This window comes from Mycobacterium sp. SMC-11 (genome assembly GCF_046250095.1).
In the GTDB taxonomy this organism is placed as follows: domain Bacteria; phylum Actinomycetota; class Actinomycetes; order Mycobacteriales; family Mycobacteriaceae; genus Mycobacterium; species Mycobacterium heraklionense_A.
The window spans coordinates 2,198,148-2,224,620 of record NZ_CP176430.1 but is presented as its reverse complement, the minus strand read 5'-3'; the positions used below and the strand labels follow the sequence as shown (position 1 = coordinate 2,224,620).

The window sequence follows — 26,473 nt, the reverse complement described above, 5'->3', positions numbered from 1 at the left end:
CCGGCGGATGCCGGATCCGGCTCACGACGTGTGGAGGCGAATAGATGGGCTCTTCGGAACCCGACAGACCGGTGGTGGCCGCCCGATGAGATTCGTCAGCGGATATGACCCCACCCACGACCTGACCTACAACGACGTCTTCATCGTCCCCAACCGCTCGGCCGTCGCCTCACGCCTGGACGTTGACCTGTCCACCCGCGACGGGTCGGGCACCACGATCCCGGTGGTGGTGGCCAATATGACCGCGGTGGCCGGCCGACGGATGGCCGAGACGGTGGCGCGCCGCGGCGGGATCGTGGTGTTACCCCAGGATCTGCCGATCGACGCCGCGCGCCACACCGTGGCCTTCGTGAAAAGTCGCGACCTGGTCGCCGACACCCCGGTCGTGCTCTCTCCCGAAGACTCGGTGTCCGACGCGATGGCCTTGATCACCAAACGCGCGCATGGCGTCGCGGTCGTGGTGGTCGACGGCCGGCCCACCGGCTTGGTCACCAAAGCGTGCTGCGAGGGCGTGGATCGCTTCACCCGAGTCCGTGATGTCGCGCTCGCCGAGCTGATCAGCGCACCGGTCGGCACCGATGCGCGCGCCGTGTTCGATCTTTTGGAGCATGCGCCGGTCGATGTCGCGGTGCTGACCAATCCCGACGGCACCCTGGCCGGCGTGTTGACCCGCACCGGCGCGATTCGGGCCGGGATCTACACCCCCGCGACCGACGGATCCGGGCGCTTGCGGGTCGCCGCCGCAGTGGGCATCACCGGCGACGTCACGTCCCGGGCCGCAGCCCTGCTGTCGGCCGGAGTGGACCTACTGGTCATCGACACCGCCCACGGGCATCAGGAAAAGGCCTTGCAGGCCATCCGCGCGGTCGCGGCACTCAAGCCGGGGGTGCCGCTGGTGGCCGGCAATGTGGTGTCGGCCGAGGGCACCCGGGATCTGATCGCCGCGGGCGCCGACATCGTCAAGGTCGGCGTCGGGCCCGGCGCCATGTGCACCACCCGGATGATGACCGGGGTGGGCCGCCCCCAGTTCTCCGCCGTCGTCGAATGTGCGGACGCGGCGCGCGAACTCGGCGCACACGTGTGGGCCGACGGCGGGGTGCGCCATCCCCGCGATGTCGCGCTGGCTCTGGCGGCGGGCGCGTCGAACGTGATGATCGGCTCGTGGTTCGCCGGGACCTACGAGTCCCCCGGCGATCTGATGTTCGACCGCGACGGCAAGCCGTACAAGGAAAGCTACGGGATGGCGTCCAAACGCGCGGTGGCCGCGCGCACTGCCGCGGACAGCGCGTTCGACCGCGCCCGCAAGGCTTTGTTCGAGGAAGGCATCTCGACATCGCGGATGGCCGTGGACCCCGAACGCGGCGGCGTCGAGGATCTGCTGGACCACATCACCTCCGGCCTCCGCAGCACCTGCACCTACGTCGGAGCAGCCGACCTGGCCGAGCTACATGACCGGGTGGTGCTGGGAGTGCAGTCGGCTGCGGGATTCGCCGAGGGCCATCCGCTACCGTTCGGCTGGTGAGACCCATGGGCGCGAGCAGGCGTAACGGCTTCGCGACAGCTCGCAGGATGTCGCCATGACCATCGCTGTCACGGTGGCCAGTCTGCTGGCGTTCGCGATCCTGACCCTGGGCACCGCGGTGTTCGTTGCCGCCGAGTTCTCCCTGACCACCCTGGAACGCAGCGTCGTGGAGGCCAACGCCCGTCGCGGTGGCCGTCGGGACAGCTACATCCAAGAAGCCCACCGCACGCTGTCATTTCAGCTGTCCGGCGCCCAACTGGGCATCTCGATAACCACGTTGGCCACGGGTTATCTGGCTGAACCGGTGCTAGCCCGCTGGCTGCGCCTCCCGCTGGTGGCCGTGGGCCTGCCCGAGCGGATGACTGGCGGGATTGCGCTGGTCCTCGCGTTGGTGATCGCCACGTCGTTGTCCATGGTCTTTGGCGAATTGGTGCCCAAGAACCTGGCCGTGGCGCGCCCGCTGCCGATCGCCCGGGCAGTGGCGGGGCCGCAGCTGCTGTTCTCCCGACTGTTCGCGATCGCGATCAGGGTGACCAACGGGACGGCGAACCGCATCCTGCGCCGGGTCGGGATCGAGCCCGCAGACCGGCTGGCCTCGGCGCGCTCGGCGCGCGAGTTGGCGTCGCTGGTGCGCAATTCCGCGCGCAGCGGTGCCCTCGACCCGACAACCGCCGCATTGGTGGAGGGTTCGCTGCGATTCGGTGCCCTGACCGCCGCCGAGCTGATGACGCCGCGATCCAAGATCGTCAGCCTGCACGCCGGTGACACCGTCGCCGATCTGGCCGCGGTCGCCATCGACACCGGCTTCTCCAAGTTTCCGGTGGTCGACGGCGATCTGGACGCCACCGTCGGCATCGTTCACGTCAAGCAGGTGTTCGCGGTCGCCGTCGCCGATCGCGCATCGACCCCGGTCACGACCGTGGCCCAACCGGTCGCGGTGGTGCCCTCGACCCTCGACGGCGACGCCGTGATGGAACAGATCCGGGCCAACGGGCAGCAGGCGGCCATGGTCGTCGACGAATATGGCGGCACCGCCGGGATGGTGACGGTCGAAGACCTCATCGAGGAGATCGTCGGTGATGTCCGCGACGAACACGACGACGCCACCCCCGACGTGGTGGCCTCCGGCGGCGGTTGGCAGGTATCGGGCCTGCTGCGCATCGACGAGGTGGCCGCCGCCACCGGCTACCGCGCACCGGAGGGCTCCTACGAGACCATCGGCGGACTGGTACTGCAGGAGCTCGGCCACATTCCGGAGGCCGGCGAGACCGTCGAACTGACCGCGTTCGACCCCGACGAGCTCTCCGCGCACCCGCCACGCTGGCTGGCCCGGGTGGTCCGGATGGACGGCCGACGTATCGACCTACTGGAGCTCACCCCTTTGGGGGCACGCAATGGGTGATCTGTTCAACATCGCACTGACCGTGCTGCTGATCGCGGCGAACGCCTTCTTCGTCGCCGCCGAGTTCTCGCTGATCTCGGCACGACGCGACCGGCTCGAGGCGCTGGCCGAACAGGGCAGGCAAAGTGCGGTTGCGGTGATCCGGGCCGGTGAGCAGCTGTCACGAATGTTGGCCGGAGCACAATTGGGCGTCACGGTGTGTTCGATCCTGCTCGGCCGCATCGGTGAGCCGACCGTCGCCGACCTGCTTGCGCCCGCGTTTCGGCTGGCCGGAATCCCGGATCAGCTGCTGCCCACGGTGGCGTTCGTCGTCGCGTTGACGATCGTGGTGGCGCTGCATCTGCTCTTGGGCGAGATGGTGCCCAAGAACATCGCCCTGGCGGGCCCGGAGACGGCGGCGATGCTGCTGATCCCGCCCTACCTGGTCTACATGGCGGCCGCCCGGCCGTTCATCGTCTTCTACAACTGGTGCGCCAACGTCACTCTGCGCGCCATGCGGGTGGAGCCCAAGGACGAACTGGAGATCACGGTATCCACCGTCGAGTTGAGCGAGATGATCGCCGAGTCGGTCTCGGCGGGCCTGCTCGACCTCGAGGAATACACCCGATTGACCCGCGCCCTGCAGATCCGCACCCGGGTGGTCGCCGATGTCGCACTGCCGATCGGCGACATTCGTGCCGTGCCGGTGGCAGCTACCGGGTGCGGCCCGACCGTCGCGGCTATCGAAAAGGCCTTTGCCCAGACCGGTTACTCCCGGTTCCCGGTGGTCGACCAGGGCGAATTCGTCGGCTACCTGCACATCAAGGATGTGCTGTTGCTCAGCGAGACCCCAACCGGGCCAGCGGCGGCGGGGGACGCCGTTGTCGACGCCGCCGTTGTGCGCCCCCTGCCGCGGATCCCCGCCTCCCTGCCGCTAGCCGATGCGTTGTCCCGGCTACGCCGCCGTAACAGCCATCTGGCGCTGGCGGTCGCCGAGGACGGTACGGCGGTGGCGATGGTGACCCTCGAAGACATGGTCGAGGACGTCGTCGGCACCGTCCGCGACGGGACGCACCGTGTTTGACCTGGCGGAACGGGTTCTGGAAGGCAGGCAGTGGCAGGCCCGGGCCGAGGCATACCGGCAGCGCCTTGAGGACTTTTTGGCCCCGCTGCTGCGCCGGATCGCGGCCGGCGATCCGGTGCCGAAATTCCTGTTCAGCTACTACAGCCTGCGACCGGCGCAGTTGCGCAGCTGGAATCCCGGCTTCGGGGTGGCACTCGCCGGGCCGGAGGCGGTGCGCGACTACCGCGCACGGCGCGGCTACGCGGTGCGCGGCGGCCAGGTCGGCGTGGCCGAGGACTACCTGCGTGAGCGAGCCGACACCGTGACGTTCATCGCACGGCTGTTGCGCGCCACCGGCGAGCGGCCGGCCCAGCTGAACTGCTTCGGCCTACACGAGTGGGCAATGGTGTATCGCGCCTCGACACCGGAAGCCGTGCGGCACGGTCATGTTCCACTTCGACTCAGCGCGGCTGAGACCGACGCGGTGGTGGAATCAATCCCGCTGCGCTGCACCCACTTCGACGCGGTGCGCTTCTTCACCCCGGCCGCGGCGCCGCGCAACGCCGGGACGCCGAGCCGGGCCACCCAAATCGCTTGGGAGCAGCCGGGTTGCCTGCACGCCAACATGGACCTCTACAAGTGGTGCTACAAGCTGGGTCCGCTGATCGACTCCGAACTACAGTTGGCCTGCCTGGAGCTGGCTGCGTCGGCGCGCGAGATCGACATGCGCGCCAGCCCCTATGACCTGAGCGATTACGGTTATGCACCGATCACCATCGAAAGCGCGGCCGGCCGTGCCGAATACGTCCGCTACCAAAGCGAGATCGCGCACCGCGCCGCACCGCTGCGGGCCGCACTGTTGGATCGGTGCGACCAGCTGACAGAAATCGCCGGATGCGAATAGCCTCGCGACCTGCCGGTAAGGTGGTAGATCGGCTATGAGGGAGGAAATCATGACGGACCGGGTGTCGGTGGGCGACCTGCAGGTCGCACGCGTGCTGTATGACTTCATCACCGACGAGGCCCTGCCGGGTACCGGTGTCGACCCCGACAGCTTCTGGGCCGGCGTGGACAAAGTCGTCACCGATCTGACGCCCAAGAACCAGGAGTTGCTGGCGCGGCGCGACGAACTGCAGGCGCAGATCGATAAGTGGCACCGGCACCGGGTCATCGAACCGCTGGACACCGAGGCGTACCGGGCCTTCCTCACCGAGATCGGCTACCTGCTCCCCGAACCCGAGGACTTCACGGTCACCACCGCCGGTGTGGATGACGAGATCGCGGCGCAGGCCGGCCCGCAGCTGGTGGTTCCGGTGCTCAACGCCCGGTTCGCGCTCAACGCCGCCAACGCCCGCTGGGGCTCCCTGTACGACGCCCTCTACGGCACCGACGTGATCAGCGAAGACGACGGCGCCGAGAAGGGCACCGGCTATAACCCGGTGCGCGGCGACAAGGTGATCGCCTACGCCCGCCGGTTCCTCGACGACTCCGTGCCGCTGGCCAACGGCGCCTGGACCGAGGTCAAGAGTTTCGCGGTGAACGACGGCGCGTTGGTGGTCACGCTGGGCGACGGCCTGGAGACCGCGGTCGCCGCTCCTGCGGAATTCGTCGGCTACACCGGTGAGGCGGCCTCGCCGTCGTCGGTGCTGCTGTCCCACCACGGATTGCACATCGAAGTCTTGATCGACCCGACGTCGCCGATCGGCTCCACCGACGCCGCCGGCATCAAGGACGTGGTGCTCGAATCGGCGGTCACCACGATCATGGACTTCGAGGACTCGGTGGCCGCGGTCGACGCCGAGGACAAGGTGCTCGGCTACCGCAACTGGCTGGGTCTGAACCGCGGTGACTTGTCCGAGCAGGTCAGCAAGGGCGGCAAGAGCTTCACTCGTACCCTGGCCGACGACCGGGAGTTCACCGCACCGGACGGGGGCACCCTGACCTTACCGGGCCGCAGCCTGATGTTCGTTCGCAACGTGGGTCATCTGATGACCAACGACGCGATCGTCTCTAGCGCCGGCGCAGAGGTGTTCGAGGGCATCCAGGACGCGCTGTTCACCGGGCTGATCGCCTCGCACGGCCTGACCGCCTCCGACGACAACGGGCCGCTGGTCAACAGCCGCACCGGGTCGATCTACATCGTCAAGCCCAAGATGCACGGTCCGGACGAGGTCGCTTTCACGGCCGAGTTGTTCAGCCGGGTCGAAGATGTCCTGGGTCTGCCGCAGAAGACCCTCAAGATCGGCATCATGGACGAGGAGCGGCGCACCACGGTCAACCTGCGGGCGTGCATCAAGGCCGCCGCCGACCGGGTGGTGTTCATCAACACCGGCTTCCTGGACCGCACCGGCGACGAGATCCACACGTCGATGGAGGCCGGGCCGATGGTCCGCAAGGCGAGCATGAAGTCGCAGCCGTGGATCCTGGCCTACGAAGACAACAACGTCGATGCGGGATTGGCCACCGGCTTGACCGGCCACGCGCAGATCGGCAAGGGCATGTGGGCGATGACCGACCTGATGGCCGACATGGTCACCCAGAAGATCGGTCACCCGCGCTCGGGTGCGAGCACCGCGTGGGTGCCCTCCCCCACTGCCGCCACCCTGCACGCGATGCACTACCACCAGGTGGACGTGTTCGAGGTGCAGAAGGAACTGGCCGGAAAGCGGCGCGCGACAATTGATGCGCTGCTGACCATCCCGCTGTCGGAGGGTCTGGCCTGGGCCCCCGACGAGATCCGCGAAGAGGTCGACAACAACTGCCAGTCGATCCTGGGCTACGTGGTGCGCTGGATCGACCAGGGTGTGGGCTGCTCGAAGGTTCCCGACATCCACGACGTGGCGCTGATGGAAGACCGTGCCACGCTTCGGATCTCGTCGCAGCTGTTGGCGAACTGGTTGCGGCATGGGGTGATCACCGCCGATGACGTGCAGTCCAGCCTGGAGCGGATGGCACCGAAGGTGGACCGCCAGAACGAGGGTGACCCGAACTACCTGCCGATGGCCCCCGATTTCGAGTCCAGTATCGCGTTCGCCGCGGCCCGGGAGCTGATCCTGGAGGGCACCACCCAGCCCAACGGCTACACCGAGCCGATCCTGCACCGGCGCCGGCGGGAGTTCAAAGCCCAGGCCGGTATCTGACCCAACGCAGACCCGATGGACATCACCGTGGCCGGACATCTGACCAGGCGGAGAGGACGCACCGACCGTGGGTAGGCACAGTTTCCCCGGCCCGGACGATTCCGACGACGAGCCGGTGGGCGGCAGCGAGCCCGACGACAGCCACCTTTCCGACGGCCCCGACCTGTTCGGCTTCGGCGACCCGGACGATGACGACTACGTCGACGACTATCACGACGCGTTCTACGACGAGTCGTTCTCCGATGACGCCGGATACCGCGAGCCGCGATTGGGCGCGCGATACGACGACGCCGGATTCGAGGCTGGATTCGACGATGCCGATCCGGCGCAGTACATGCGTCGCGGCGGTGAGCCTGATGAAGAATCGCGTTACCGCACCGGTCCTTTCGGCGCCATCGGCGGCGTGGCCGGCGAGTCATCGGTCGCGGATCAAGACGAGCAACGCGGCGGGCACCGCAACCTCGAGCGGTGGCGCCGGCATCGCAACGACTCCGGTCCGCGCGGCGTCAGCGTCGGCGTGATCGCCGCGCTGGTGTCGGTGATCGTCATCGTGGGTGCGGTGATCCTGTGGCGCTTCTTCGGCAACTCGTTGTCGCATCGTTCCGCCGTCGCCGCCGGCAACTGCCCGGCAGGTGAGCTGACGGTGGCCGTGGTCGCGGACCCGACGATCGCCGACCACGTACAGGGCTTCGCCGACAGGTTCAACAAGACCGCCAAGCCGATCGGCGACCGCTGCGTGTCGGTGCAGGTCAAGCCGGTCGATTCCGATGCCGTGGTCAGCGGTTTCATCGGCGACTGGCCCGCGCAACTCGGGCAACGCCCGGCGCTGTGGATTCCCGGCAGTTCGGTCTCCACGGCCCGGCTGCAGGCCTCCACGGGGGCGGAAACGGTCAGCGACAGTCGTTCTCTGGTCACCTCACCGGTGTTGTTGGCGATCCGCCCCGAACTCAAAAGCGCGTTACAGAAGCAGAGCTGGGCGAGTCTGCCCGACCTGCAGTCCGACCCTGACGGACTGGGCCATCTCGGGCTGGCCGGCTGGGGGTCGCTGCGGCTGGCGCTGCCGATCGGCGGCAACGGCGACGCCGCCTTCCTGGCCGGCGAGGCGGTGGCTGCCGGAGTAGCCCCCAAGGGCGCACCCATCATCGATGGGGTCGGTGGGGTGCACCGGCTCGCGGGCGGAGAACCCAAGCTCGTCGACGCTTCGCTCGCTGAAGCGTTGAACGTGCTTCTGCGCCAGGGAGATCTGGCGGCGGCACCGGTGCACGCGGTGGTGACCACCGAGCAGCAACTGTTCACCCGTGGCCAGTCGTTGTCGGATCCGGCGACCCAGCTGGCATCCTGGCGGCCGCCGGGTCCGGTGCCGGTCGCCGACTACCCCACCGTGTTGCTCGCCGGTTCCTGGTTGTCGCAGGAACAGGTCAGCGCCGCCAGCGAATTCGCGCGCTTCGCCCGCAAGCCCGACCAGCTCGCAGAGCTGGCCAAAGCCGGATTCCGCGTTGAGGGTGTCGAACCGCCCAGCAGCGAGGTGACCGGCTTCCCGGCGGTGTCGGACACGCTGTCGGCCGGCGACGATGCGACGCGCGCCGCGCTGGCCAACGCCCTGACCACCTTGCCGGGCAGTGCGGCCGTCACGGTGATGCTCGACCAGTCGATGACCACCGACGAAGGCGGCAAGAGCCGGCTGGCCCACGTGATCGCGGCGCTCGATCAACGAATCAAGGGCCTGTCCCCGAATTCGTCTGTGGGCCTGTGGACCTTCGACGGCACCGAGGGCCGCAATGTGGTGACCGGCGGCCCGCTGGACGAGCGGCTCAACGGCGGGACTCGCGCGGAGACCTTGGTCAGCGAGCTCAACGACCTGAGCTCGACGCCGGGAGGTGCGGTGTCGTTTACGACGCTGCGTCTGGTGTACAACCAGGCCTTGGCCAATTACCAGCCCGGGCAGGCCAATTCGGTACTGGTCATCACCGCGGGTCCGCACACCGACCGGACTTTGGACGGCCCCGGGCTCCAGGACTTCATCCGGGCCAACACCGATCCGGAGCGACCGGTGGCGGTCAACGTCATCGACTTCGGCACGGACGCCGACCAAGCGACCTGGCAGTCGGTGGCACACCTCTCCGGTGGCACGTACCAGAATCTGCGCGGGGCGAACTCCCCCGAACTGGCCGGTGCGCTGAACTCACTGCTGAGCTGACGCACCGCTAGGCCGACGCCCGGCTACGCTACCCGCCCAGTGCGTCCAGGATCTGCTGTGGCACGGTGACCAGCAGTTCGGTGATCATCCCGCCGAACGAGCCGACACTGATGCTGGCCAGGTCCAAGTTGCCCAAGCCGAGATCATCGAGCAGCTCACCGAGGTTCAGGTTCGACAGGTCACCGGCCAAGTCACCGAGGTTCAGCGGCAAGTTGTCGAGGCCCAGACCGCTGATCAGGCCACCGAGATCCAAGCCGTTCAACAGGCCGGTGACGTCGAGTCCGAGCAGTCCACCACCTAGTCCGCCCAGCAAGCCGCTCAGCGTCAGCTCGCCGGTGGAGTCGGCGAAGCCGAGACCTTCCAGAATTCCGCCGATGGTGAGGTCGCCGGTCGGCAGCGATACCCCGAGAGCGCCCAGCAGCGAGCTGACGGTCCCATCGATGCTCTGACCGCCCAACAGATCACCGAAGGTGACGGTGTTCAGCGCGTCGATCAGGTTCTGCGGGGTAAGGACGACGGCATCGAGAACCTCTTGAAGAAGGGGCCCGAGGAGCGGCAGGCTGTTGATGATGGTCGCCAGGACGGAGTTCAGGATTCCGGTGATATCGGTGAGCACACCTCCCGGCAGCCCTTCGAGCAGCGACCCCAGCGAGGAGTCGACCAGACCTCCGAAACCCAGATTCGTCAGCAATTGAGCCAGGCCGAGGTTGATTTCGGTGTTGATGCCGAACGCGTTCAGCACGTCGTCGAGGCTCAGGCTGTTCAGGTCGACGTTTGTGTCCAGGCCCAGCCCGCTCAGGATGCCGGTCAAGCTGAGGCTGCCCAACCCGAGGTTGCCTAGGCCCAAGAAGTCGAGCAGTCCGCCCAGGTCGGAGATGTTGCTCCCGAGCTTCAGCAGGTCACCCAAGCCCTCACCGCTGATCCCGAGCTCATTGAGCAGTCCGCCCAGGGTCAGATCGCCCAAGCCGAGTTGGTCGATCAAGGCCCCCACGTTGACATTGGTCAGATCAAGGTTGCCCAGCCCGAAGGCGTCCAGCAGTTTGCTCAGGTTGAGGTCGACCTCCAGGTTCTGCTCTGGCGCCAGGATGCCGTTGAACGCCGGGATATTGATGATGCCGCCCAGCAGACTCAGGTTGTCCTGGCCGTTGAGGTAGGCGTTGAGCACGGTGGCCGGCGCGTTGAGCAGTGCGGTGAATGCGGTCGCCGGGTCGCCCAGCTCGGTGATCACGCTGTTGATCGCGTTCAGGGTCGCCGCCTGCGATCCGAGATTGGCGATCAGTAACTCCATGGCCGGCGCCAGTTGTACCGACACCGTCGCCGGCAGCGATGTGATGTCGGTATCCACCGTCGGTGTGAGGTCGGTGGCGGCATCGATCACGCCAAGCGGGTTGGTGAACATCGCGGTGAAGACTTGGAAGATCCCCGACCAGTCGGCGTGTGCACTGATGTTCTGCAGGTTGTCCCAGGTGTTGGTGAACAACTCTGTATAGGAGGTGGTCAGCGCTACAGCAGACGCACCGGCTGGTAAGAGGTCCGGCGCAGATACTGGCGTGACCGGCACGACCGCGAGCATCCCGGCACCTGCGACGGCGACGCCGACTGTGAGGTACGGGCGAAGAGTGAGCTGTTGCATGATCTCTCCTCAGATGATGTTAATCACGATTCGGATGAGTTCAGCGTAAACCCGTTTAGGGATTAACTTGAGATTCCACTGAATTTTTTTGCTGGTAATTTCAGTGCCCCGCAGTACTGCCGCGGGTGTTACGAGCGCCGCTACGCGCCCAGCATCGCCAGGAGCTGCTGCGGCATGCTGACGAACAGTTCGGTGAACGTGCCGCCGAAGGAGCCGACAGTGGCGCCGGCCAGGTTCACCTGCCCCTGGACGAAGCCCTCGAGGAGGTCGGCGAGGTAGGGGTTCACCCAGTCTCCGACGAGGTCGCCGAGGTTGAGCGACAGGCCGTCAAGGCCCAGAAAGCCGACCAGGTCCCCGACGTCAAAGCCGTTCAACAGCCAGGTCAGGTCCAACCCGAGCGGGCCATCGGTCAATACGCCGCCGAGTGCACCCCCGAGGCCGTTGAGCACGTCGCGCAGCGTCAGGTCGCCGAGGGAATCGGTGAAGCCGAGATCTTCCAGGAAGCCGCCGATGGTCAGGTTGCCGACGAACTGCAACGCGCTGCCCACGCTCCCCAACAGCGAACCGACGGTGTCATCGATGCGCAGGTCGCCCAGCAGATCGCCGACGGTGAAGGTGTTGAGCAGGGCTTCCAGGCCATCGGCTCCCACGAGGCCGCTGACCAGGTCGGTCAGCAACGGCCCTATCAGCGGAATGGGGTCGAAGAGGTCAGCCGCGGTCGCATTGAGCCAGCTCAGGAGGTGAGGGAGCAGGCCGACGTCCGACAGCAGGCTGCCGAGGTGTTCGCCGGCCAGGTCGCCGCCGCCGAGACCGACCAGCACCTGACCCAGGCCCACCGGAATCTGGGCGTCGATCCCGAAGGCGCTCAGCACGTCGACCAGCCCGAAGTTGCCGAGCGGGAGATCCAGATCGATATTGCGGTAGAAGTCGGTGTTGGGGCCCAGTTCGCCCAGGAGAGCGGTCAGGCTGTAGCGGCTCAGTCCCAAGTCGCCCAGGCCCAAGAAGTCGAGTAACTCTCCCAGCGTGCTGACGTTGGTGGCCAGCTTCAGCAGGTCCCCCACGCCTTCTTCGCTGAACCCCAGGCCGCTGAGCAATCCCTCCACGGTCAGGGTGCCAAGACGAATCTGGTCGATCACGCCGTCGAGGTTCAGGTTGCTCAGATCCGGAGTGCCCAACCCCAGCATCTCCAGCAGCCTGGACAAATTGAGGTCGATCTCCAGGTTCTGCTCGGGTGCCAGAACCCCGTTGAACACCGGAATGCTGATGATGCCGCCCAGCAAGGAGAGGTTGTGCTGGCCGTTGAGGTGGGCGTCGAGCAGCGTGGCCGGCGCGTTGAACAGCGCAGTGAATGCGGTGCCGGGGTCACCCAGATCGTCGACCACACCGAACAACGCGTCCAGCGTCGCCACGTGCGAGGCCAGCCCCGCGATCAGCAATTCCAGCCCCGGCGACAGCTGCACCGACAGCGTCGCCGGCAGCGACGAGGTGTCGGTGTCCACACCCAACGTGAAGTTGCTGGCCGCTCCGATCAGCCCGACCGGATTGGAGAACATCGCAGTGAACAGCTGCGAGATCGCCGACCAGTCGGCGTGCGCACTGATGCGCTCGATGTTGTCCCAGGTGTTGGAGAGCAGCTCGCCGTACGACGTGGACAGCGCCACGCCAGGTGAAACCGCGGAGGCCGGCGGCACCGCAACCGGAGCGACCGTGACGATCCCCGCACCAACGAGCGCGATGCCGGCGGTGACGCAGGAGCGAGAAAGGGGCTCCTGCACGAGTCCTCCTAGATGCGCACCTCAACCATGAATTGGTTAAGGGGATCCTAGACCCTTTTTTGCTCTAGCTGAGACTTTGCTGACTATTTCCCGAAAGTCGGCGGTTCAGCTGTAGGCCTCCACCGGCGGGCACGAGCAGACCAGGTTGCGGTCACCGAAGGCACCGTCGATCCGGCGCACCGGCGGCCACACCTTCGGCCGGAATCCGCGGCCCAGCGGGTAGGCGGCCTGTTCCCGGGTGTAGGGGTGCTCCCACTTGTCGACCACCAGGCACTCCGCGGTGTGCGGGGCCCCGCGCAGCGGGTTGTCCTCAACCGTCCATTCGCCGGAACCGACCCGGTCGATCTCGCCGCGAATGGCGATCATCGCCTCGCAGAACGCATCGACCTCGGCGAGGCTCTCACTCTCGGTGGGCTCCACCATCAGGGTTCCAGCCACCGGGAAGCTCATGGTCGGGGCATGGAAACCATAGTCGGCCAACCGTTTTGCGACATCATCGACGGTTACGCCGGTGCTCTTGGTGATCTCTCGCAGGTCCAGGATGCACTCGTGGGCGACCATGCCGTTCTCGCCGGTGTAAAGCACCGGGTAGTGCTCGTCCAGCCGTCGGGCGATGTAGTTGGCCGACGCGATCGCCGTCAACGACGCCGCACGCAGGCCATCGGCGCCCATCATCCGGATGTAGGCCCAGGTGATCGGCAGGATCGACGCAGACCCGTACGGCGCCGCCGACACCGGATGCCCGGCGGGCAACTCGGCGGCCAGCGGGTGACCGGGCAGGAACTCGGCTAGGTGTGCGCGCACCGCCACCGGCCCGACGCCCGGGCCGCCGCCCCCGTGCGGGATGCAGAAGGTCTTGTGCAGATTCAGGTGACTGACGTCTCCCCCGAACCTTCCGGGCCGAGCCAGCCCGACCAACGCATTGAGGTTGGCACCGTCGACGTAGACCTGGCCACCGGCGTCGTGCACCGCGGCGCAGATCTCGGCGATGTCGTGCTCGTAGACGCCGTGCGTGGACGGATAGGTGATCATCAACGTCGACAACGCCGCAGCGTGCTGATCGACCTTGGCGCGCAGATCATCGAGGTCGACGTCGCCGTTGTCACGGCAGCCGACCACCACCACACGCATTCCGGCCAGCGCCGCCGACGCGGCGTTGGTGCCGTGGGCGCTGGAGGGGATCAGGCAGATGTCGCGATGCGACTCGCCGCGGCTGGCGTGATAGGCGTGGATCGCCAGCAGACCCGCGTACTCCCCCTGCGAGCCGGCATTGGGTTGCAGGGACACCGCGTCATATCCGGTGATGCCCGCCAGCCAGGTCTCCAGCTGCGCGATCAGCGTCCGCAAGCCCACGGCGTCGCCGGCCGGGGCGAACGGGTGCTGGCGCGCGAACTCGGGCCAGGTGATCGACTCCATCTCGGCGGCGGCGTTGAGCTTCATCGTGCACGACCCGAGCGGAATCATGCTGCGGTCCAAGGCGATGTCCTTGTCCGACAGCGAGCGCAGGTAACGCATCATCGTGGTTTCGGTGCGATAGCGGGTGAACGCCGGGTGGGTCAGGAATTCCGACGTGCGGGTGGCGATGGGCGCGCCGGCCGGTTCGACCGCCGCCAGTCCGAAGGCATCCAGTACCGCGGCCACCTGTGCGTCGGTGGTCGTTTCGTCGCAGGCCACCAAGACGTGGTCGGCGTCGACGCGCCACAGGTTGATCCCGCCGGCCTTGGCCGCGGCGATCACGTCGTCGGCGCGGCCCGGCACCCGGGCGAGCACCGTGTCGAAATAACGGTCGTGCACCAGCGCCTCACCGAGTGCGGCGCCGATCTTCTCGGCGTGGGCGTGCACGCGCCGCGCGATCGCGGTCAGACCATCGGCGCCGTGGTAGCTGGCATACATCGCGGCCATCACCGCCAGGAGCACCTGCGCGGTACAGATGTTCGACGTGGCCTTGTCCCGGCGGATGTGCTGTTCGCGGGTTTGCAGCGCCAGCCGGAACGCCGTCGAGCCATCGGCGTCCAGGGACACCCCGACCAGCCGGCCGGGCAGCTGGCGGGCGTGACGCGAGTGCACGGCCAGGTAGCCGGCGTGCGGGCCGCCGAAGCCCATCGGCACCCCGAACCGTTGGGCAGTGCCGAATGCCACGTCCGCGCCTATCTCACCGGGCGGGGTGAGCAGCGTGCATGCCAGCAGGTCCGCGCCCACCGCCACCAGTGCGCCGCGCTCGTGGGCGGCTTCGATCAGCCCCGACCAATCCGTGATCCGGCCCGAGGCTCCCGGCAACTGCACGATCACCCCGAAGTAGTCGCCGTCGGGAAGGCCCTCACGCAGGTCGGCGGTGACGATCTCGATGCGCAGCGGCTCGGCGCGAGTCGCCAGCACCGCCGCGGTCTGGGTGAACAGGTCGGAGTCGACCAGCAGCCGATGCGAGGTGCCGCGCGTCGCGCGGTGCATCAACGTCATCGCCTCGGCGGCCGCGGTGCCCTCGTCGAGCATCGAGGCGTTGGCGATCTCGCACCCGGTCAGATCGGCGATCATGGTCTGGAAGTTCAGCAGGGCTTCCAGCCGGCCCTGGCTGATCTCCGGCTGGTACGGCGTGTAAGCGGTGTACCACGCCGGGTTCTGCAGGATGTTGCGCAGCAACACCTGCGGGGTGAGCGTGTCGTAGTAGCCCTGGCCGATCATCGACACCGCGACGGTGCTGGCGTCGGCCAGGTCGCGCAGTTCGGCCAGGGTCTGGGCCTCGGTGGCTGGGGCCGGCAGGACGTCGAGCCCGGGCGCGATGCCGTCGGCACTCAGCGCGTCGAGGATGCCGGCGGGCACGGCCTTGGCGGCGAGCTCCTCCAGCGACGCGACACCGATGGTGGCGAGCATCGCGCTGATCGCGGCACTGTCGGGGCCGATATGCCGGTCAACAAAGCGGGATTCGGTGTACTCGGACACGGGAACTCCTGGGCGCTAGACGACTGCGAGACGAATTCGTGTCCTCCCCCTCTGTCGTCTGCCCGGCCCGGGCGCCTGAGAGATTCGGCGCCGAGGCTTCTGCAGCGCCTTTCCCCATGGGCGGGTGTAACCCAAACGGGCGCCACCGCTTTCCAGAGGCATCAATGCCGGCGCGGTCCGGGTGCCTGAGAGGTTGACGGAGAGGTATTGCTCCTTCGGCGTCCGCGGCTGGCTGCCACGGAACTCTCCCGCGAGAGGCTGATGCGGACCTAATACTACCCGCCGGGCCCAGTCGACCAGGATTCCGCAACGGTTTCTCGACCGCTGCGCCGAGGCTCTGAGCCCTAACCGGTCTTGCGGTCGCGGAACTTGCGGCGGCTGGCCAGTTCGTCTTCGGGCGCGGGGATCGACTCGCCGCCGTCGGCGCGCTCGCCGGGGAAGTCGGAGATCACGCCGGTCAGCTCGCGCATTGCGCCCGATACCGCGATACCGAACACCCCCTGGCCGCCCTGCAGCAGGTCGACGACCTCTTCAGCCGAGGTGCATTCGTACACGGTGGTGCCGTCGGAGAACAGCGTGATGTTGGCCAAATCCTGGACACCGCGCTCGCGAAGGTGGTCGACGGCGATCCGGATGTTGTGCAGCGAGATGCCGGTGTCGAGGAGTCGCTTGACGATCTTGAGCACCAGGATGTCTTTGAACGAGTAGAGCCGCTGGCTACCGGAGCCGGCCGCGCCCCGGATGGAGGGCACCACCAGCGAGGTACGAGCCCAGTAGTCGAGCTGGCGGTAGGTGATGCCGGCGATCTGGCAGGCGCTAGGACCGCGGTAACCGACGAGTTCGTCGGGAACGGAGTCGTCCGGGAACAGACCGCCCTGTACGGGTTGGCCGGCGCTGGAGGGGTCCGCGGGGACTTCGCGGTCACCCTTATCGGACTGACCCGTGAAGTCCAGCTGTTCCTGCCCCGGTTGGTCGCCCACGCTGCTTCCTCTCGCCGATCGCGCTCGTTGCCACTGACTGGCCAGTGGCCGCGTTTGCTCTTGCCCGAGTTGGTCGTGAGCATACGCCGTCCGCCGGGCTGCCGTGCAGTTGTTCCCGCCGTGGTTCAAGTATGGGGCCGCGTTTTGCGCGTGTTGCTTACGTTTGGGCGTGTCGCGCCGACGGCAGAGAGATGCAACGGATCTGTGACGAGGCTGAGTCCGCCGCGCCGGGTCAGGTTGCTTTGAAATCGTCGGGCGACACGCTATCGAGAAATTCCTTGAACTTCTCCACCTCGTCTTCACGCACCGCGCCGGCGGTCTCGTCGTCGCCCTCGTCGGGGATCAGCAGGCCCGCCTCGGCCAGTACCGCTTCTTCGACATAGATCGGCACACCCACCCGCAACGCGATGGCCACCGAGTCCGACGGGCGCGCCGACACCGTGATGTCGCGGTCGAAGATCAGGTCGGCGTAGAACGTGCCCTCTTGCAGGTCGACGATTCGGACCTCCTTGAGCGAATGTCCGAGCGCGCCGATCAAGTCACGGATCAAGTCGTGAGTCAGGGGCCGGGCGGGCTCCACGCCCTGTTGCTCCAAGGCGATGGCGGCGGCTTCGGCCTGCCCGATCCAGATCGGGAGATATCGATCACCGTCGGCTTCCCGCAAGAGCAGCACCGGCTGGTTCTGCGGCTGCTCGACGCGGATGCCGACCACGCGTACTTCACCCATCTCCAGTCAGCCCTCCGCGTTCGCTGCGTCCCAAGTCCTTGTCGTCCCAAGTCCTTGTCGTCCCAGTATGACTCGCTGCGAAACCCCCGGTCGGAAACCACATGCCGCGCAACAAGCCGCCGAGGCGAAGTCTAGTCCTCAGCCGTGCAGTACGTCGTGTACCGACGACTTGAGCAGCGCGGTGTGCAGAGCGATCGCCAGCGCCGCGACCTCGCGGGCCAAGTCGTCGGCCCGGTCGCGTGCGCCCGCCTTGCCGCCCTTGACCAGCGGGCCCGCGATCTGGGCGATCAGGTCGGCCTGCCGGTCTGCCGCCGAGCGAAACGCTCGCAGGTGCCGCGGCTCCACGCCGTAGTCGGCCAGGCCGCGCGCGCACTGGACGATCACCACCGCGTGCTCGTCGAACAGGCCACCCGGTCCGACGGTGATCACGCCCGATCTGACCAATGCCGTCAACAGCGCGTCGTCGCCGCCCGAGCGCTGCAGCAGATCCTCGCGGCTCAACCGCACCTGCCGCGGCGGCGCGGGCAGCGCCGTCCCGTTATGGGCGGTCTCGCCGCCGGCCGACACCAGTCGTGGCGTGGGGTACGGCGACTCCGGTGACGGCAGCGCGCCATCCGCTTCGGCGTCCAGCCGCGCCTTGATCACCTTCAACGGCAGGTAGTGATCGCGTTGTGCGGTCAGCACGTAACGCAGCCGTGCGCAGTCGTAGGCACTGAATCGGCGGTAGCCCGACGCCGCCCGCTGCGGCATGACCAGCCCCTCGGTTTCCAGGAAACGAATCTTGGAGACCGTGACGTCGGGAAAATCCGGCCGAAGCAGGTCCAGCACCGCTCCGATTGACATCCCGGCCAGTTCAGGGCTGTCAGGCGCGGTCATTAGCTGCCCGGCCCGGCCTCGGTCTCACCCGTCTTCGGGCCGGTCAGGAACACCAGGCGGAACTTGCCGACCTGCACCTCGTCGCCGTTGACCAGGATCGCCGAATCGACCGGCTCCCGGTTGACATAGGTCCCGTTGAGGCTGCCGACGTCGACAACCTGAAACTCGTTGCCTTCCAGCCGGAACTCGGCGTGACGACGACTCACCGTGACGTCGTCGAGGAAGATGTCGCTGTCGGGGTGCCGACCGGCCGCGGTGACCGGTTGGTCGAGCAGGAACCGCGATCCGGCATTGGGACCGCGCTTGACGACCAGCAGTGCCGAACCCACGGGCAGCCCTTCAACACCCGAGGTCAGGCTCTCGCCACCCGCCTGAGAGGGAGCGTCGAGTTCGTTCAGGAAGTCGGCGCGGAAAACCGATGTGGTTTCCACCGTGACCTCATCGCCTGCCTGGTCTTGCCCCGTTGCCGGGTCCTTCTCCGTCACCCGCTACTCCTCACTGGCCGCTGTTTTGCTACCTGGTCGCGCCCGCCGGACATGTGTTGCGCCCAACCCTGAATCGTTGAGTCGACCGTACCGCGCAGCGGTCCGTCATGTCCCCCGCACCGCGGGATCGTGTCGCCGGATACCCGGCGCGTCCCGGCAGGCAGGCTAACAATCGTCATTCCGACAACGTCGCCCGGTAGGCATCGGCGGTCAGCAGCCCCGACAGACTCTGGTCCAGAGCTGCCGAATCCGCGTTCGCCACCTGAAGTTCCAGCAGCCAACCGGCGCCGTAGGGGTCGGAGTTCACCAATTGCGGGTTGGCGTCCAGTTCGGCGTTGACCGCGCTCACCGACGCGGTGATCGGTGCGTAAAGGTCCGAGACCGACTTGGTCGACTCCACCTCGCCAAAGGCCTCTCCGGCGGTGACCCCGGTGCCCGCTGCGGGCAGCTGCACGAAGACCACGTCACCCAGGGCGGCCTGCGCGAAGTCGGTGATACCCACGCGGACGGTGTCCGGTCCGGTGCGGCGAACCCACTCGTGCTCAGCGGTGTAGTACAGGTCGGATGGAACTAAGCTTTCCGAGCTCACGGTGATCGTGCTCCTTGCGCTGTTGGGCTCACTTGACTGGCTGAGCGTATTGGCGGGGTTTCGGTTGTCGCAACACGGTCACCTGAACGCGGTCGGCCTGCTGCACTGCCATAGCACCGCCAAGCCGTTTGACGCTGTCGACGGCCCCGCCGGGAATGTTCATCGCGGCGGCCAGGGTGGGGGGATCCCCAATCGCCAGAACCGAATACGGGGGCGTCAGGGCCGTCCCGTCGAACTCCAGCGCACCGGGCGTGCCCGCAACCCACGAATCCACCCCGATGCGCACCGCCTTGGTACCGTCGCGGACCTCCATCGCCTCGGCACCGGCCGCCCGCAGCTCGTTGATCACGTCGAGCATCGTCTCGGGTGCCACCCCTCGGGCCGGATCGTCGACGGTGATCACGACGCCGGGTCCGACCGCACCCACGGTGCCGATCATGATCGCGAGGGCGGCCAGCCGCGCTTGGGCGTTCTCGATGGCGGCCTGGTCACTGCTGCCGGATTCCTGCAGGGCGTTGAGCGTCTGCTGCAGTTCGGCGACTTCGGTGCCCAGGGTGGCCTCGCGTTGACGCAGCGAGTCCAGCAGCACCAGCAGGTCAGCGGGCCGGGCCGTCTCCAGCGCGTCCTGGGAGTCGTTTTGGCGGACCTGAGTGACAATCGCCACTCCCAGCAGCAGGCACAGCAGCATTCCCAGCACGCTGAACAGCGGCCCGGAACGGCTGCGGGGCGGCGGCACACCGTTCTGCGGGGGCGGCTGCGGCAGCTCGTGGCGGCCGTGCGACGCCGGGTCGGTGCTACTCATGCGGGTCAGGCCCCGAACAGTCGTCGCCGCAGCGCCGCCGCGTTGCCGAAGATGCGGATGCCCAGCACCACGATGATCGCGGTCGACAGCTGTGTGCCGACCCCCAACTGGTCACCGAGGTAGACCAGCAGCGCGGCGACCAGAACGTTGAACACGAACGACACGACGAACACCTTCGCGTCGAAAATTCGCTCCAGGTAGGCACGGAGGCCGCCGAACACGGCGTCCAGCGCGGCCACCACGGCGATCGGTAGGTAGGGGTGAACCACCTCCGGCACGCTGGGGTGAAAGATCAGCCCCAAGACGATTCCGGCGATCAGTGCGGCGATACCGATCATTGCGACATCACTCCAGCCTCCCGAACCGGACCCGTGCCGGCCACGACGGCCAAGCCGCGGCCCGCAGCGCAAGCTTGCGTCACGATGCCCCTATCTGTTTGGCAAACCGGACATCTCGTACCGATCCGGCCGGCAGGGTGATGTCGGCCGAGTTGCGGCCGTCGACACGGACCACCACCCCGTAGGATGCCTCCAACAGTCGTAGCCGGTACAACCCCGGGCTACGGTCGAAGGCGTCGCGCAGTCCGCCTGGCGGTCCGATGGCTTGCAGCGCATAGGGACTGCTGATCGGCTTGTTGTCGACGAGGATGGCTCCGCCGGCCTGCCGGATCGTGACATTCGGGCCGATGCGCACGTCGCCGACGGCGATCGCCTCGGCTCCGCTGGCCCACAGCGAGTTGACGACCAGCTGCAGGTCGCGGTCCAAGATGATCTGCTGGCTGCCCGACACCCGCTGTTTGGAGGCATCGGAGAGATTTCGGCCGGCGCCGGGATCCGTGACGGTGACGGTCACCCCGGGACCGCTCACCCGCGTGCTGGCAGCCTCCAGGCTGAGCGCGTCCAGGCCGGCCAGCACCCGCTGCCCCTGAGCGTCGTCGGCCAGCCGGTGCCGGCGCAACTCGTCGACACGATTGGAGTAGGTGTCCCGTTTGTCGGCCAGCCGGCCGGTGACCGCTTCGGCCGCTCGGACATTGGCCGCCAGCACCTGCTGGGCGTCGTGCACCCCGGGGGCCACCGACCGTGCCTGCGCCACCGCGACGGCAAACACCGTCGCCACCAGCAACGCCGCCACCGCCTCCCATGCCCACCCCGCGACCCGGGCGGTGGCCGCCGGGGGCGCGGTGCGGCGTGCCCGCCTGGCCGCCGCCGCGGCATAGCCGGGGTCGAGATGTTCGGACAGCAGGGAGCGCAGCAAGGACGGCACCGCGAATTTGCGTGGCCTGCCGGCCTCGTGGGCGCCCGCCCCCTGCGAGTCGTATCCGCTCAACGCGAAGAACGGTTCAGTCACCGGCAACCTTCGGCATGGTGCGGACCACCAGTCTCACGTGGATGAGGTACAGCACGAACGCCCACAGGTACATACCCAGGCCCCAGATCAGGAAACCCCATCCGGTGGCGAGGACCACCCGGCTCCACAGCTGATCCCACTGTCCCAACAGGATCAGCGGAAACGCTGACATCAGCGCGAACGTGCCCGCCTTGCCGATGTAGGTCACCGGCAGCGCGGTCAGCCCCCGGCTCCGCAGCGCCGGCAGCGTGGCGGCCAGCAGCAGGTCTCGGGCCAGCAGCGTTGCGATGATCGCCCAGGGCACCAGCCCGCGCACCCCGAACGCGACTGGAATGGCGATCATGTACAGCCGATCGATCGCCGGATCGAGCAGGGCGCCCAGCGCCGAGGACTGATTCAACAGCCGAGCCAGTTTGCCGTCGGCCCAGTCCGAGGCGCCGCTGAGCATCAGCGTCGCCACCGCCGGTCCGTCCGCCCGCGCGACCAGCAGTAGGTAGAGAAAGACGCCGATCAGCCCGAGACGGGCCAGGCTGATCACGTTGGGCACCGTGAGCACCCGGTCTTGGACTTGCTCGGTGCCAGACCCGGCAGCCATACCGACCCCCTAGCGGAAGATCCCGGGCAGGCTCAGCGCGTCCATGCTGTCGTCGCTCAGCGGGTTGTCGCGAACCATGTAGGTCCACGTCGAGGTGGGCCGGGCCAGCTTCGACAGGTCGATACCCGGCTCGGACTCGATCGAATCCGAGGTCTCCAGGGTCTGCTGGGACGCCTCGATGGCATCGGCGGCCAGTGAGGCGAACGCGTCGAGCGCCAACCGGTGGAACTCGTCGAGCGGGTTCTGCCGGCCCAGGGCACGCAGGTGGATGCTCTCCCGGATGTCGGCCAAGTAAGCGAGGTGGTCGGCCCAACCGCGGTCCAGGTGGTAGAGCATGATCAGCCGGCATATCTTCTCCAGTTTGGCTTCACCGTCCTCCCCCAGCTGCTCCTTCAATTCCGCGTAGCGCTTCGGGGTGAGCTCGGCCAGCTCCTCACGAGCCGCCGGGGTGGACAGCAGCGTGTTGCGCCGCTCCACAATGATGGTGCGCTGCTGGGCGATCAGCTGGTTGTACCGCCAGGTGTTGGCGTGGATGTCGAGCAGCTTGCCCTCGGCGATGCGCTGCGCGTGGTCGAGCAGACCGGAGGCCTTGGGGCTCAGGATCCGGCCGTCGTCATCGGTCTCGGTGGGCAGCTTGTTGGCTTCCAGGTTGGTCGCGGCGACATCGTCTTCCCAACTGGAGAAGAACACCGACGATCCCGGGTCGCCCTGACGGCCGGCCCGGCCCCGCAACTGGTTGTCGAGGCGCTGCGTGTGCTGGCGGCCGGTGCCGATCACGTGCAGCCCGCCCAGCTCGACGATCGCGTCGTGGTCGGACTCTTCGGATCCGCCCAGGCGGATGTCGGTGCCGCGACCGGCCATCTGGGTGGACACCGTCACCACCCCGAGCTTGCCGGCCTCGGCGATCACCGTGGCCTCTTCGGCGTCGTTCTTGGCGTTGAGGACCACCGCCGGGACACCGCGCTTGCGCAGCCGCTCGTGCAGTTCCTCGGACTCGGCGACGTCGTGGGTGCCGACCAGCACCGGTTGCCCGGTGGCGTGCACCTCGACGATGTGGGCGACGATGGCGTCGTTCTTGGCCGCGGCGGTGATGTAGACCCGGTCCGCCTCGTCTTCGCGGATGTTGGGCATATTCGGCGGGATCGGCGAGACCCCCAACTGATAGAACTGCCGCAACTGCTCGCCGGCCGCCAGCGCCGTACCGGTCATACCGCACACGGTCGGATACCGGTTGACCAGCGCCTGCACCGTGATGGTGTCGAGCACCTCGCCGGTCTCGGTCGTTTCGATGCCCTCCTTGGCCTCCACCGCGGCCTGCAGGCCGTCCGGCCAGCGCTGTAGGGCGGCGATCCGGCCGCGCGAGGCGTTGATCAACTGCACTTTGCCGTCGCGGACGATGTAGTGCACGTCGCGCTGCAACAGCACGTGGGCGTGCAGGGCGACGTTGACCTCGGTCAGCGTGGAGACCACGTGCTCCTCGGAGTACAGGTCGATGCCACCGAGCGCCTTCTCGACCTTGTTCGCGCCCACCTCGGTGAGGTGGATGTTGCGCCGGTCCTCGTCGGAGTCGTAGTCCACTCCGGGCTTGAGCCGTCCGACCAACTCAACGATCTCCATCCGGGGCGTCTCCCGGTGGGTGGTGCCGGCCAGCACCAACGGCACCAGCGCCTCGTCGACCAACACCGAGTCGGCCTCGTCGATCAGCGCCACATCCGGGTTGGGCGAGACCAGGTCGTCGACGTCGGTCACCAGCTGGTCGCGCAGCACGTCGAAGCCGATCTCGTTGATCGATGCGTAGGTGACATCGCACTGGTAGGCCGCGCGGCGCTCGGCCGCCGTGGAGTCTTCGGTGATCCACCCGACGGTGACCCCCAGGGCCTCGAGCAGGGGGCCCATCCATTCGGCGTCACGACGCGCGAGGTAGTCGTTGATGGTGACCACGTGCACGTGCCGGCCACCGATGGCATAGCCGGCGGCGGCGATCGCACCGGAGAGCGTCTTGCCTTCGCCGGTGGCCATCTCGACCACGTCGCCGGCCAGCATCCGCAGCGCGCCCTGCAGCTGAACATCGAACGGACGCTGCCCGATGCTGCGCTCGGCGGCTTCGCGGGCGATCGCCAAGAACTGCGGGATGTCCGAGGCGTCGGCCAGCTCCTTGAGTTTCAGCAGCTGCGCGGCTTTGCGCAGCTGCTCGTCGTCGAGCCCAGCGGCCTTCTTGGCGTACTCGCCGGCCGCGGTGACCTCGGCCATCGAACGACTCTGGTTCTTCTCGGTGCTGGCGCCCAGCAGTTTCCAGAATTTCCCGCTGAGCCGACCCGACTTGGTTCGCGTTCCGGAGACAGTCTTGGAGGTGTTAGCCACAGCACAACGGTACCGGGCTGCTTCGGCGGTGCTCATCCGACGCCGCGCCGCGCTACGCGGTAGGTTTCGCACGGGATTTTTGATCTACCGGCCGGCACGTCGATTCGGCGGTGAAGGAGATGTGGCAGTGGACTCGAAGGTGTTCAAGCCGTCCATCGACTGGGCGCATGCACTGCCCGATTCTCTGGTGTGGATCGCACTGGCCTGGACCATCAGCGCCGTCGGCGTGCTGGCCGTGGCGGCCCTGCTGCGGTTCAGCACCCGATGGGGACGCCAGTTCTGGGAGATCAGCGGCGCCTACTTCACCGGTCGCGACAGCATCCGGGTCTGGCTGATGCTGGGTGCGCTGTTGCTGTCGGTGATCACCGCGGTCCGGCTCAACGTGCTGTTCAGCTTCCAGGGCAACGACATGTATTCGTCGCTGCAGACCGCCTTCCAGGGCGCCGCCGGGGGCGACGAGGCCATCAAAGCGTCGGGCGTACATGGCTTCTGGATGTCGATCGGCATCTTCAGCCTGATGGCCGTGCTGCACGTGGCGCGGGTGATGCTCGACATCTACCTGACCCAGCACTTCATGGTGAATTGGCGCAGCTGGCTCACCGAGCGACTGACCGGGGACTGGTTGGACGGGCGAGCCTACTACCGGGCCCACTTCGTCAAGACACCGCTCGACCCCGCCGTCGGCGAAGCCATCGAAGGCGCGATCGACAACCCCGACCAGCGTATTCAGCAGGACATCGACATCTTCACCGCGGGCAACGGCGCCAACGTCAACGCCCCGGCCAACGGCACCGGCAGCACGCTGTTGTTCGGCGCCGTGCAGTCCATGGTCACGGTGGTGTCGTTCACCGCCATCCTGTGGAACCTGTCTGGCACGCTGACCGTGTTCGGGTTCGACATTCCGCGGGCGATGTTCTTGATCGTCCTGGTCTACGTGGCCATCGCGACCATCGTCGCGTTCTGGATCGGCCGTCCCTTGATCCGGTTGAGCTTCCGCAACGAGCTCACCAACGCCGCCTTCCGGTACGCGCTGGTGCGGGTGCGCGACGCCGCCGAGTCCGTGGCGTTCTACCGGGGCGAGCTGGCCGAGCGGGTCCAGCTGCGGACGCGGTTCCGCGCGATCATCGCCAACTATCTGAAGTTCGTGAACCGGACCATCGGGTTCTCCGGCTGGAACCTGTCGGTGAGCCAGGCGATTGTGCCGCTGCCCTGGGTGATTCAGGCGCCCCGACTGTTCTCCGGACAGATCATGTTCGGCGGGGTGGCCCAGACCGCGTCGGCGTTCGGCAACATCTCGGATTCCCTGTCGTTCTTCCGCAATGCCTACGACAACTTCGCCGGCTACCGTGCCTCGATCATTCGTCTGCACGGGCTGGTGGAAGCCAACCGTGAGGCCCGAGACCTTCCCGAGCTGCTGGTCAAGCCCAGCCCGGACGGCACGGTGGCCCTCGAGGGTGTCGAGGTGCGCAATCCCGAGGGCGTCCCGCTGATCGAGGCGCTCGACGTGCATCTGGGCATCGGTGACGCGCTGATGATCGCCGGGCCGTCGGGCAGCGGCAAGACGACGCTGCTGCGCAGTCTGGCCCAGTTGTGGCCGTACGCGTCGGGAACCCTGCGCCGCCCCGATGCGGTCAACGCCACGATGTTCATCTCGCAACTGCCCTACATCCCGCTGGGTGATCTGCGAGCGGTGGTGTCCTACCCGCTGTCGGTCGGCGAGGTCACCGACGCCGAGATCACCGAGGCGTTGGTCAAGGTGTCACTGCCGAACCTGGTCGACCGGCTCGACGACGTCGAGGACTGGGCCAAGGTGCTCTCACCCGGCGAGCAGCAGCGGGTGGCGTTCGCCCGAATCCTGTTGACCCGGCCCAAGGCTGCGTTCCTCGACGAGTCGACGTCGGCGCTCGACGAAGGGCTGGAGTTGACGCTGTATCGGTTGCTGCGCTCCGAGCTGCCCGACACCATCCTGGTCAGCGTGAGCCACCGGCACACGGTGCGCCAGCACCACAAGCACGTACTGGAGCTGCTCGGCCAGGGCCGCTGGGACCTGTCCCCGGTCTAGC

Annotated in this window: 20 protein-coding genes and 1 riboswitch; of the genes, 7 read left to right on the top strand and 13 right to left on the bottom strand. The window is 67.4% G+C overall.

Annotated elements, in window-relative coordinates; translation table 11 throughout:
* Nucleotides 1–85: 85 nt before the first annotated feature.
* From ACKY0X_RS10330 to ACKY0X_RS10305, 6 genes are all read left to right on the top strand, one after another.
* A complete protein-coding gene (locus ACKY0X_RS10330) occupies nt 86–1,522 on the top strand; it encodes a GuaB1 family IMP dehydrogenase-related protein (protein ID WP_409429341.1) in 1,437 nt (478 codons plus the stop codon).
* 55 nt (nt 1,523–1,577) lie between these two features.
* Nucleotides 1,578–2,924 (top strand): hemolysin family protein, encoded by a 1,347-nt coding sequence (locus tag ACKY0X_RS10325; protein WP_409429340.1) that lies wholly within the window; start codon nt 1,578–1,580, stop codon nt 2,922–2,924.
* Nucleotides 2,917–3,987 carry a hemolysin family protein gene (locus ACKY0X_RS10320; RefSeq protein WP_409429339.1) on the top strand — a complete coding sequence of 357 codons (1,071 nt, stop codon included), beginning with the start codon at nt 2,917–2,919 and terminating at the stop codon, nt 3,985–3,987. The genes ACKY0X_RS10325 and ACKY0X_RS10320 overlap by 8 nt, the downstream gene beginning before the upstream one ends.
* The gene (locus tag ACKY0X_RS10315) at nt 3,980–4,870 is read left to right on the top strand and encodes a 3-methyladenine DNA glycosylase (protein WP_409429338.1); all 891 of its coding nucleotides are present in this window, start codon (nt 3,980–3,982) and stop codon (nt 4,868–4,870) included. Before ACKY0X_RS10320 ends, ACKY0X_RS10315 begins: the two co-directional genes overlap by 8 nt.
* A 49-nt stretch (nt 4,871–4,919) precedes the next feature.
* Complete coding sequence (locus tag ACKY0X_RS10310) at nt 4,920–7,106, top strand: malate synthase G (RefSeq protein ID WP_409429337.1); 2,187 nt, start codon at nt 4,920–4,922, stop codon at nt 7,104–7,106.
* A 67-nt stretch (nt 7,107–7,173) separates the two neighbouring features.
* Nucleotides 7,174–9,303, top strand: coding sequence for a substrate-binding domain-containing protein (locus tag ACKY0X_RS10305; RefSeq protein ID WP_409429336.1), 2,130 nt, complete (start codon nt 7,174–7,176; stop codon nt 9,301–9,303).
* A 28-nt stretch (nt 9,304–9,331) separates the two neighbouring features.
* Here the strand turns inward: ACKY0X_RS10305 and ACKY0X_RS10300 are convergent, their stop codons facing one another.
* The 13 genes from ACKY0X_RS10300 to secA2 all read right to left on the bottom strand — a co-directional run bounded on the left by ACKY0X_RS10300 (nt 9,332) and on the right by secA2 (nt 24,446).
* Nucleotides 9,332–10,936: a hypothetical protein gene (locus ACKY0X_RS10300; protein WP_409429335.1), complete on the bottom strand. Its 1,605-nt coding sequence runs from the start codon at nt 10,934–10,936 to the stop codon at nt 9,332–9,334.
* A gap of 140 nt (nt 10,937–11,076) precedes the next feature.
* Nucleotides 11,077–12,711, bottom strand: a complete 1,635-nt coding sequence (locus tag ACKY0X_RS10295) for a hypothetical protein (RefSeq protein ID WP_409429334.1) — start codon at nt 12,709–12,711, stop codon at nt 11,077–11,079.
* 105 nt (nt 12,712–12,816) lie between these two features.
* A complete protein-coding gene (gene gcvP, locus ACKY0X_RS10290; RefSeq protein WP_409429333.1) occupies nt 12,817–15,648 on the bottom strand; it encodes an aminomethyl-transferring glycine dehydrogenase in 2,832 nt (943 codons plus the stop codon).
* A 163-nt stretch (nt 15,649–15,811) separates the two neighbouring features.
* Nucleotides 15,812–15,909, bottom strand: a riboswitch (glycine riboswitch).
* Between the two features lie 83 nt (nt 15,910–15,992).
* Complete coding sequence (locus ACKY0X_RS10285; protein WP_065039262.1) at nt 15,993–16,628, bottom strand: MerR family transcriptional regulator; 636 nt, start codon at nt 16,626–16,628, stop codon at nt 15,993–15,995.
* Nucleotides 16,629–16,860: 232 nt separating this feature from the next.
* Nucleotides 16,861–17,355: a bifunctional nuclease family protein gene (locus tag ACKY0X_RS10280; protein WP_047321562.1), complete on the bottom strand. Its 495-nt coding sequence runs from the start codon at nt 17,353–17,355 to the stop codon at nt 16,861–16,863.
* A 138-nt stretch (nt 17,356–17,493) separates the two neighbouring features.
* Nucleotides 17,494–18,231, bottom strand: a complete 738-nt coding sequence (locus ACKY0X_RS10275; protein WP_409429332.1) for a MerR family transcriptional regulator — start codon at nt 18,229–18,231, stop codon at nt 17,494–17,496.
* Nucleotides 18,231–18,716 (bottom strand): glycogen accumulation regulator GarA, encoded by a 486-nt coding sequence (gene garA / locus ACKY0X_RS10270; RefSeq protein ID WP_409429331.1) that lies wholly within the window; start codon nt 18,714–18,716, stop codon nt 18,231–18,233. Before garA ends, ACKY0X_RS10275 begins: the two co-directional genes overlap by 1 nt.
* A gap of 175 nt (nt 18,717–18,891) precedes the next feature.
* Complete coding sequence (gcvH, locus tag ACKY0X_RS10265; protein WP_065039260.1) at nt 18,892–19,305, bottom strand: glycine cleavage system protein GcvH; 414 nt, start codon at nt 19,303–19,305, stop codon at nt 18,892–18,894.
* 28 nt (nt 19,306–19,333) lie between these two features.
* The gene (locus ACKY0X_RS10260; RefSeq protein WP_409429330.1) at nt 19,334–20,107 is read right to left on the bottom strand and encodes a DUF881 domain-containing protein; all 774 of its coding nucleotides are present in this window, start codon (nt 20,105–20,107) and stop codon (nt 19,334–19,336) included.
* A gap of 5 nt (nt 20,108–20,112) precedes the next feature.
* Nucleotides 20,113–20,445 carry a small basic family protein gene (locus ACKY0X_RS10255; protein WP_409429329.1) on the bottom strand — a complete coding sequence of 111 codons (333 nt, stop codon included), beginning with the start codon at nt 20,443–20,445 and terminating at the stop codon, nt 20,113–20,115.
* A gap of 79 nt (nt 20,446–20,524) precedes the next feature.
* Nucleotides 20,525–21,454: a DUF881 domain-containing protein gene (locus ACKY0X_RS10250; RefSeq protein ID WP_409429328.1), complete on the bottom strand. Its 930-nt coding sequence runs from the start codon at nt 21,452–21,454 to the stop codon at nt 20,525–20,527.
* A complete protein-coding gene (locus tag ACKY0X_RS10245) occupies nt 21,447–22,049 on the bottom strand; it encodes a CDP-alcohol phosphatidyltransferase family protein (RefSeq protein WP_409429327.1) in 603 nt (200 codons plus the stop codon). The genes ACKY0X_RS10250 and ACKY0X_RS10245 overlap by 8 nt, the downstream gene beginning before the upstream one ends.
* 9 nt (nt 22,050–22,058) lie before the next feature.
* Nucleotides 22,059–24,446 carry an accessory Sec system translocase SecA2 gene (gene secA2, locus ACKY0X_RS10240; protein ID WP_409429326.1) on the bottom strand — a complete coding sequence of 796 codons (2,388 nt, stop codon included), beginning with the start codon at nt 24,444–24,446 and terminating at the stop codon, nt 22,059–22,061.
* A 91-nt stretch (nt 24,447–24,537) separates the two neighbouring features.
* Between secA2 and ACKY0X_RS10235 the strand changes: the two genes are divergently transcribed.
* Complete coding sequence (locus tag ACKY0X_RS10235; protein ID WP_409429325.1) at nt 24,538–26,472, top strand: ABC transporter ATP-binding protein/permease; 1,935 nt, start codon at nt 24,538–24,540, stop codon at nt 26,470–26,472.
* Nucleotide 26,473 lies beyond the last annotated feature (1 nt).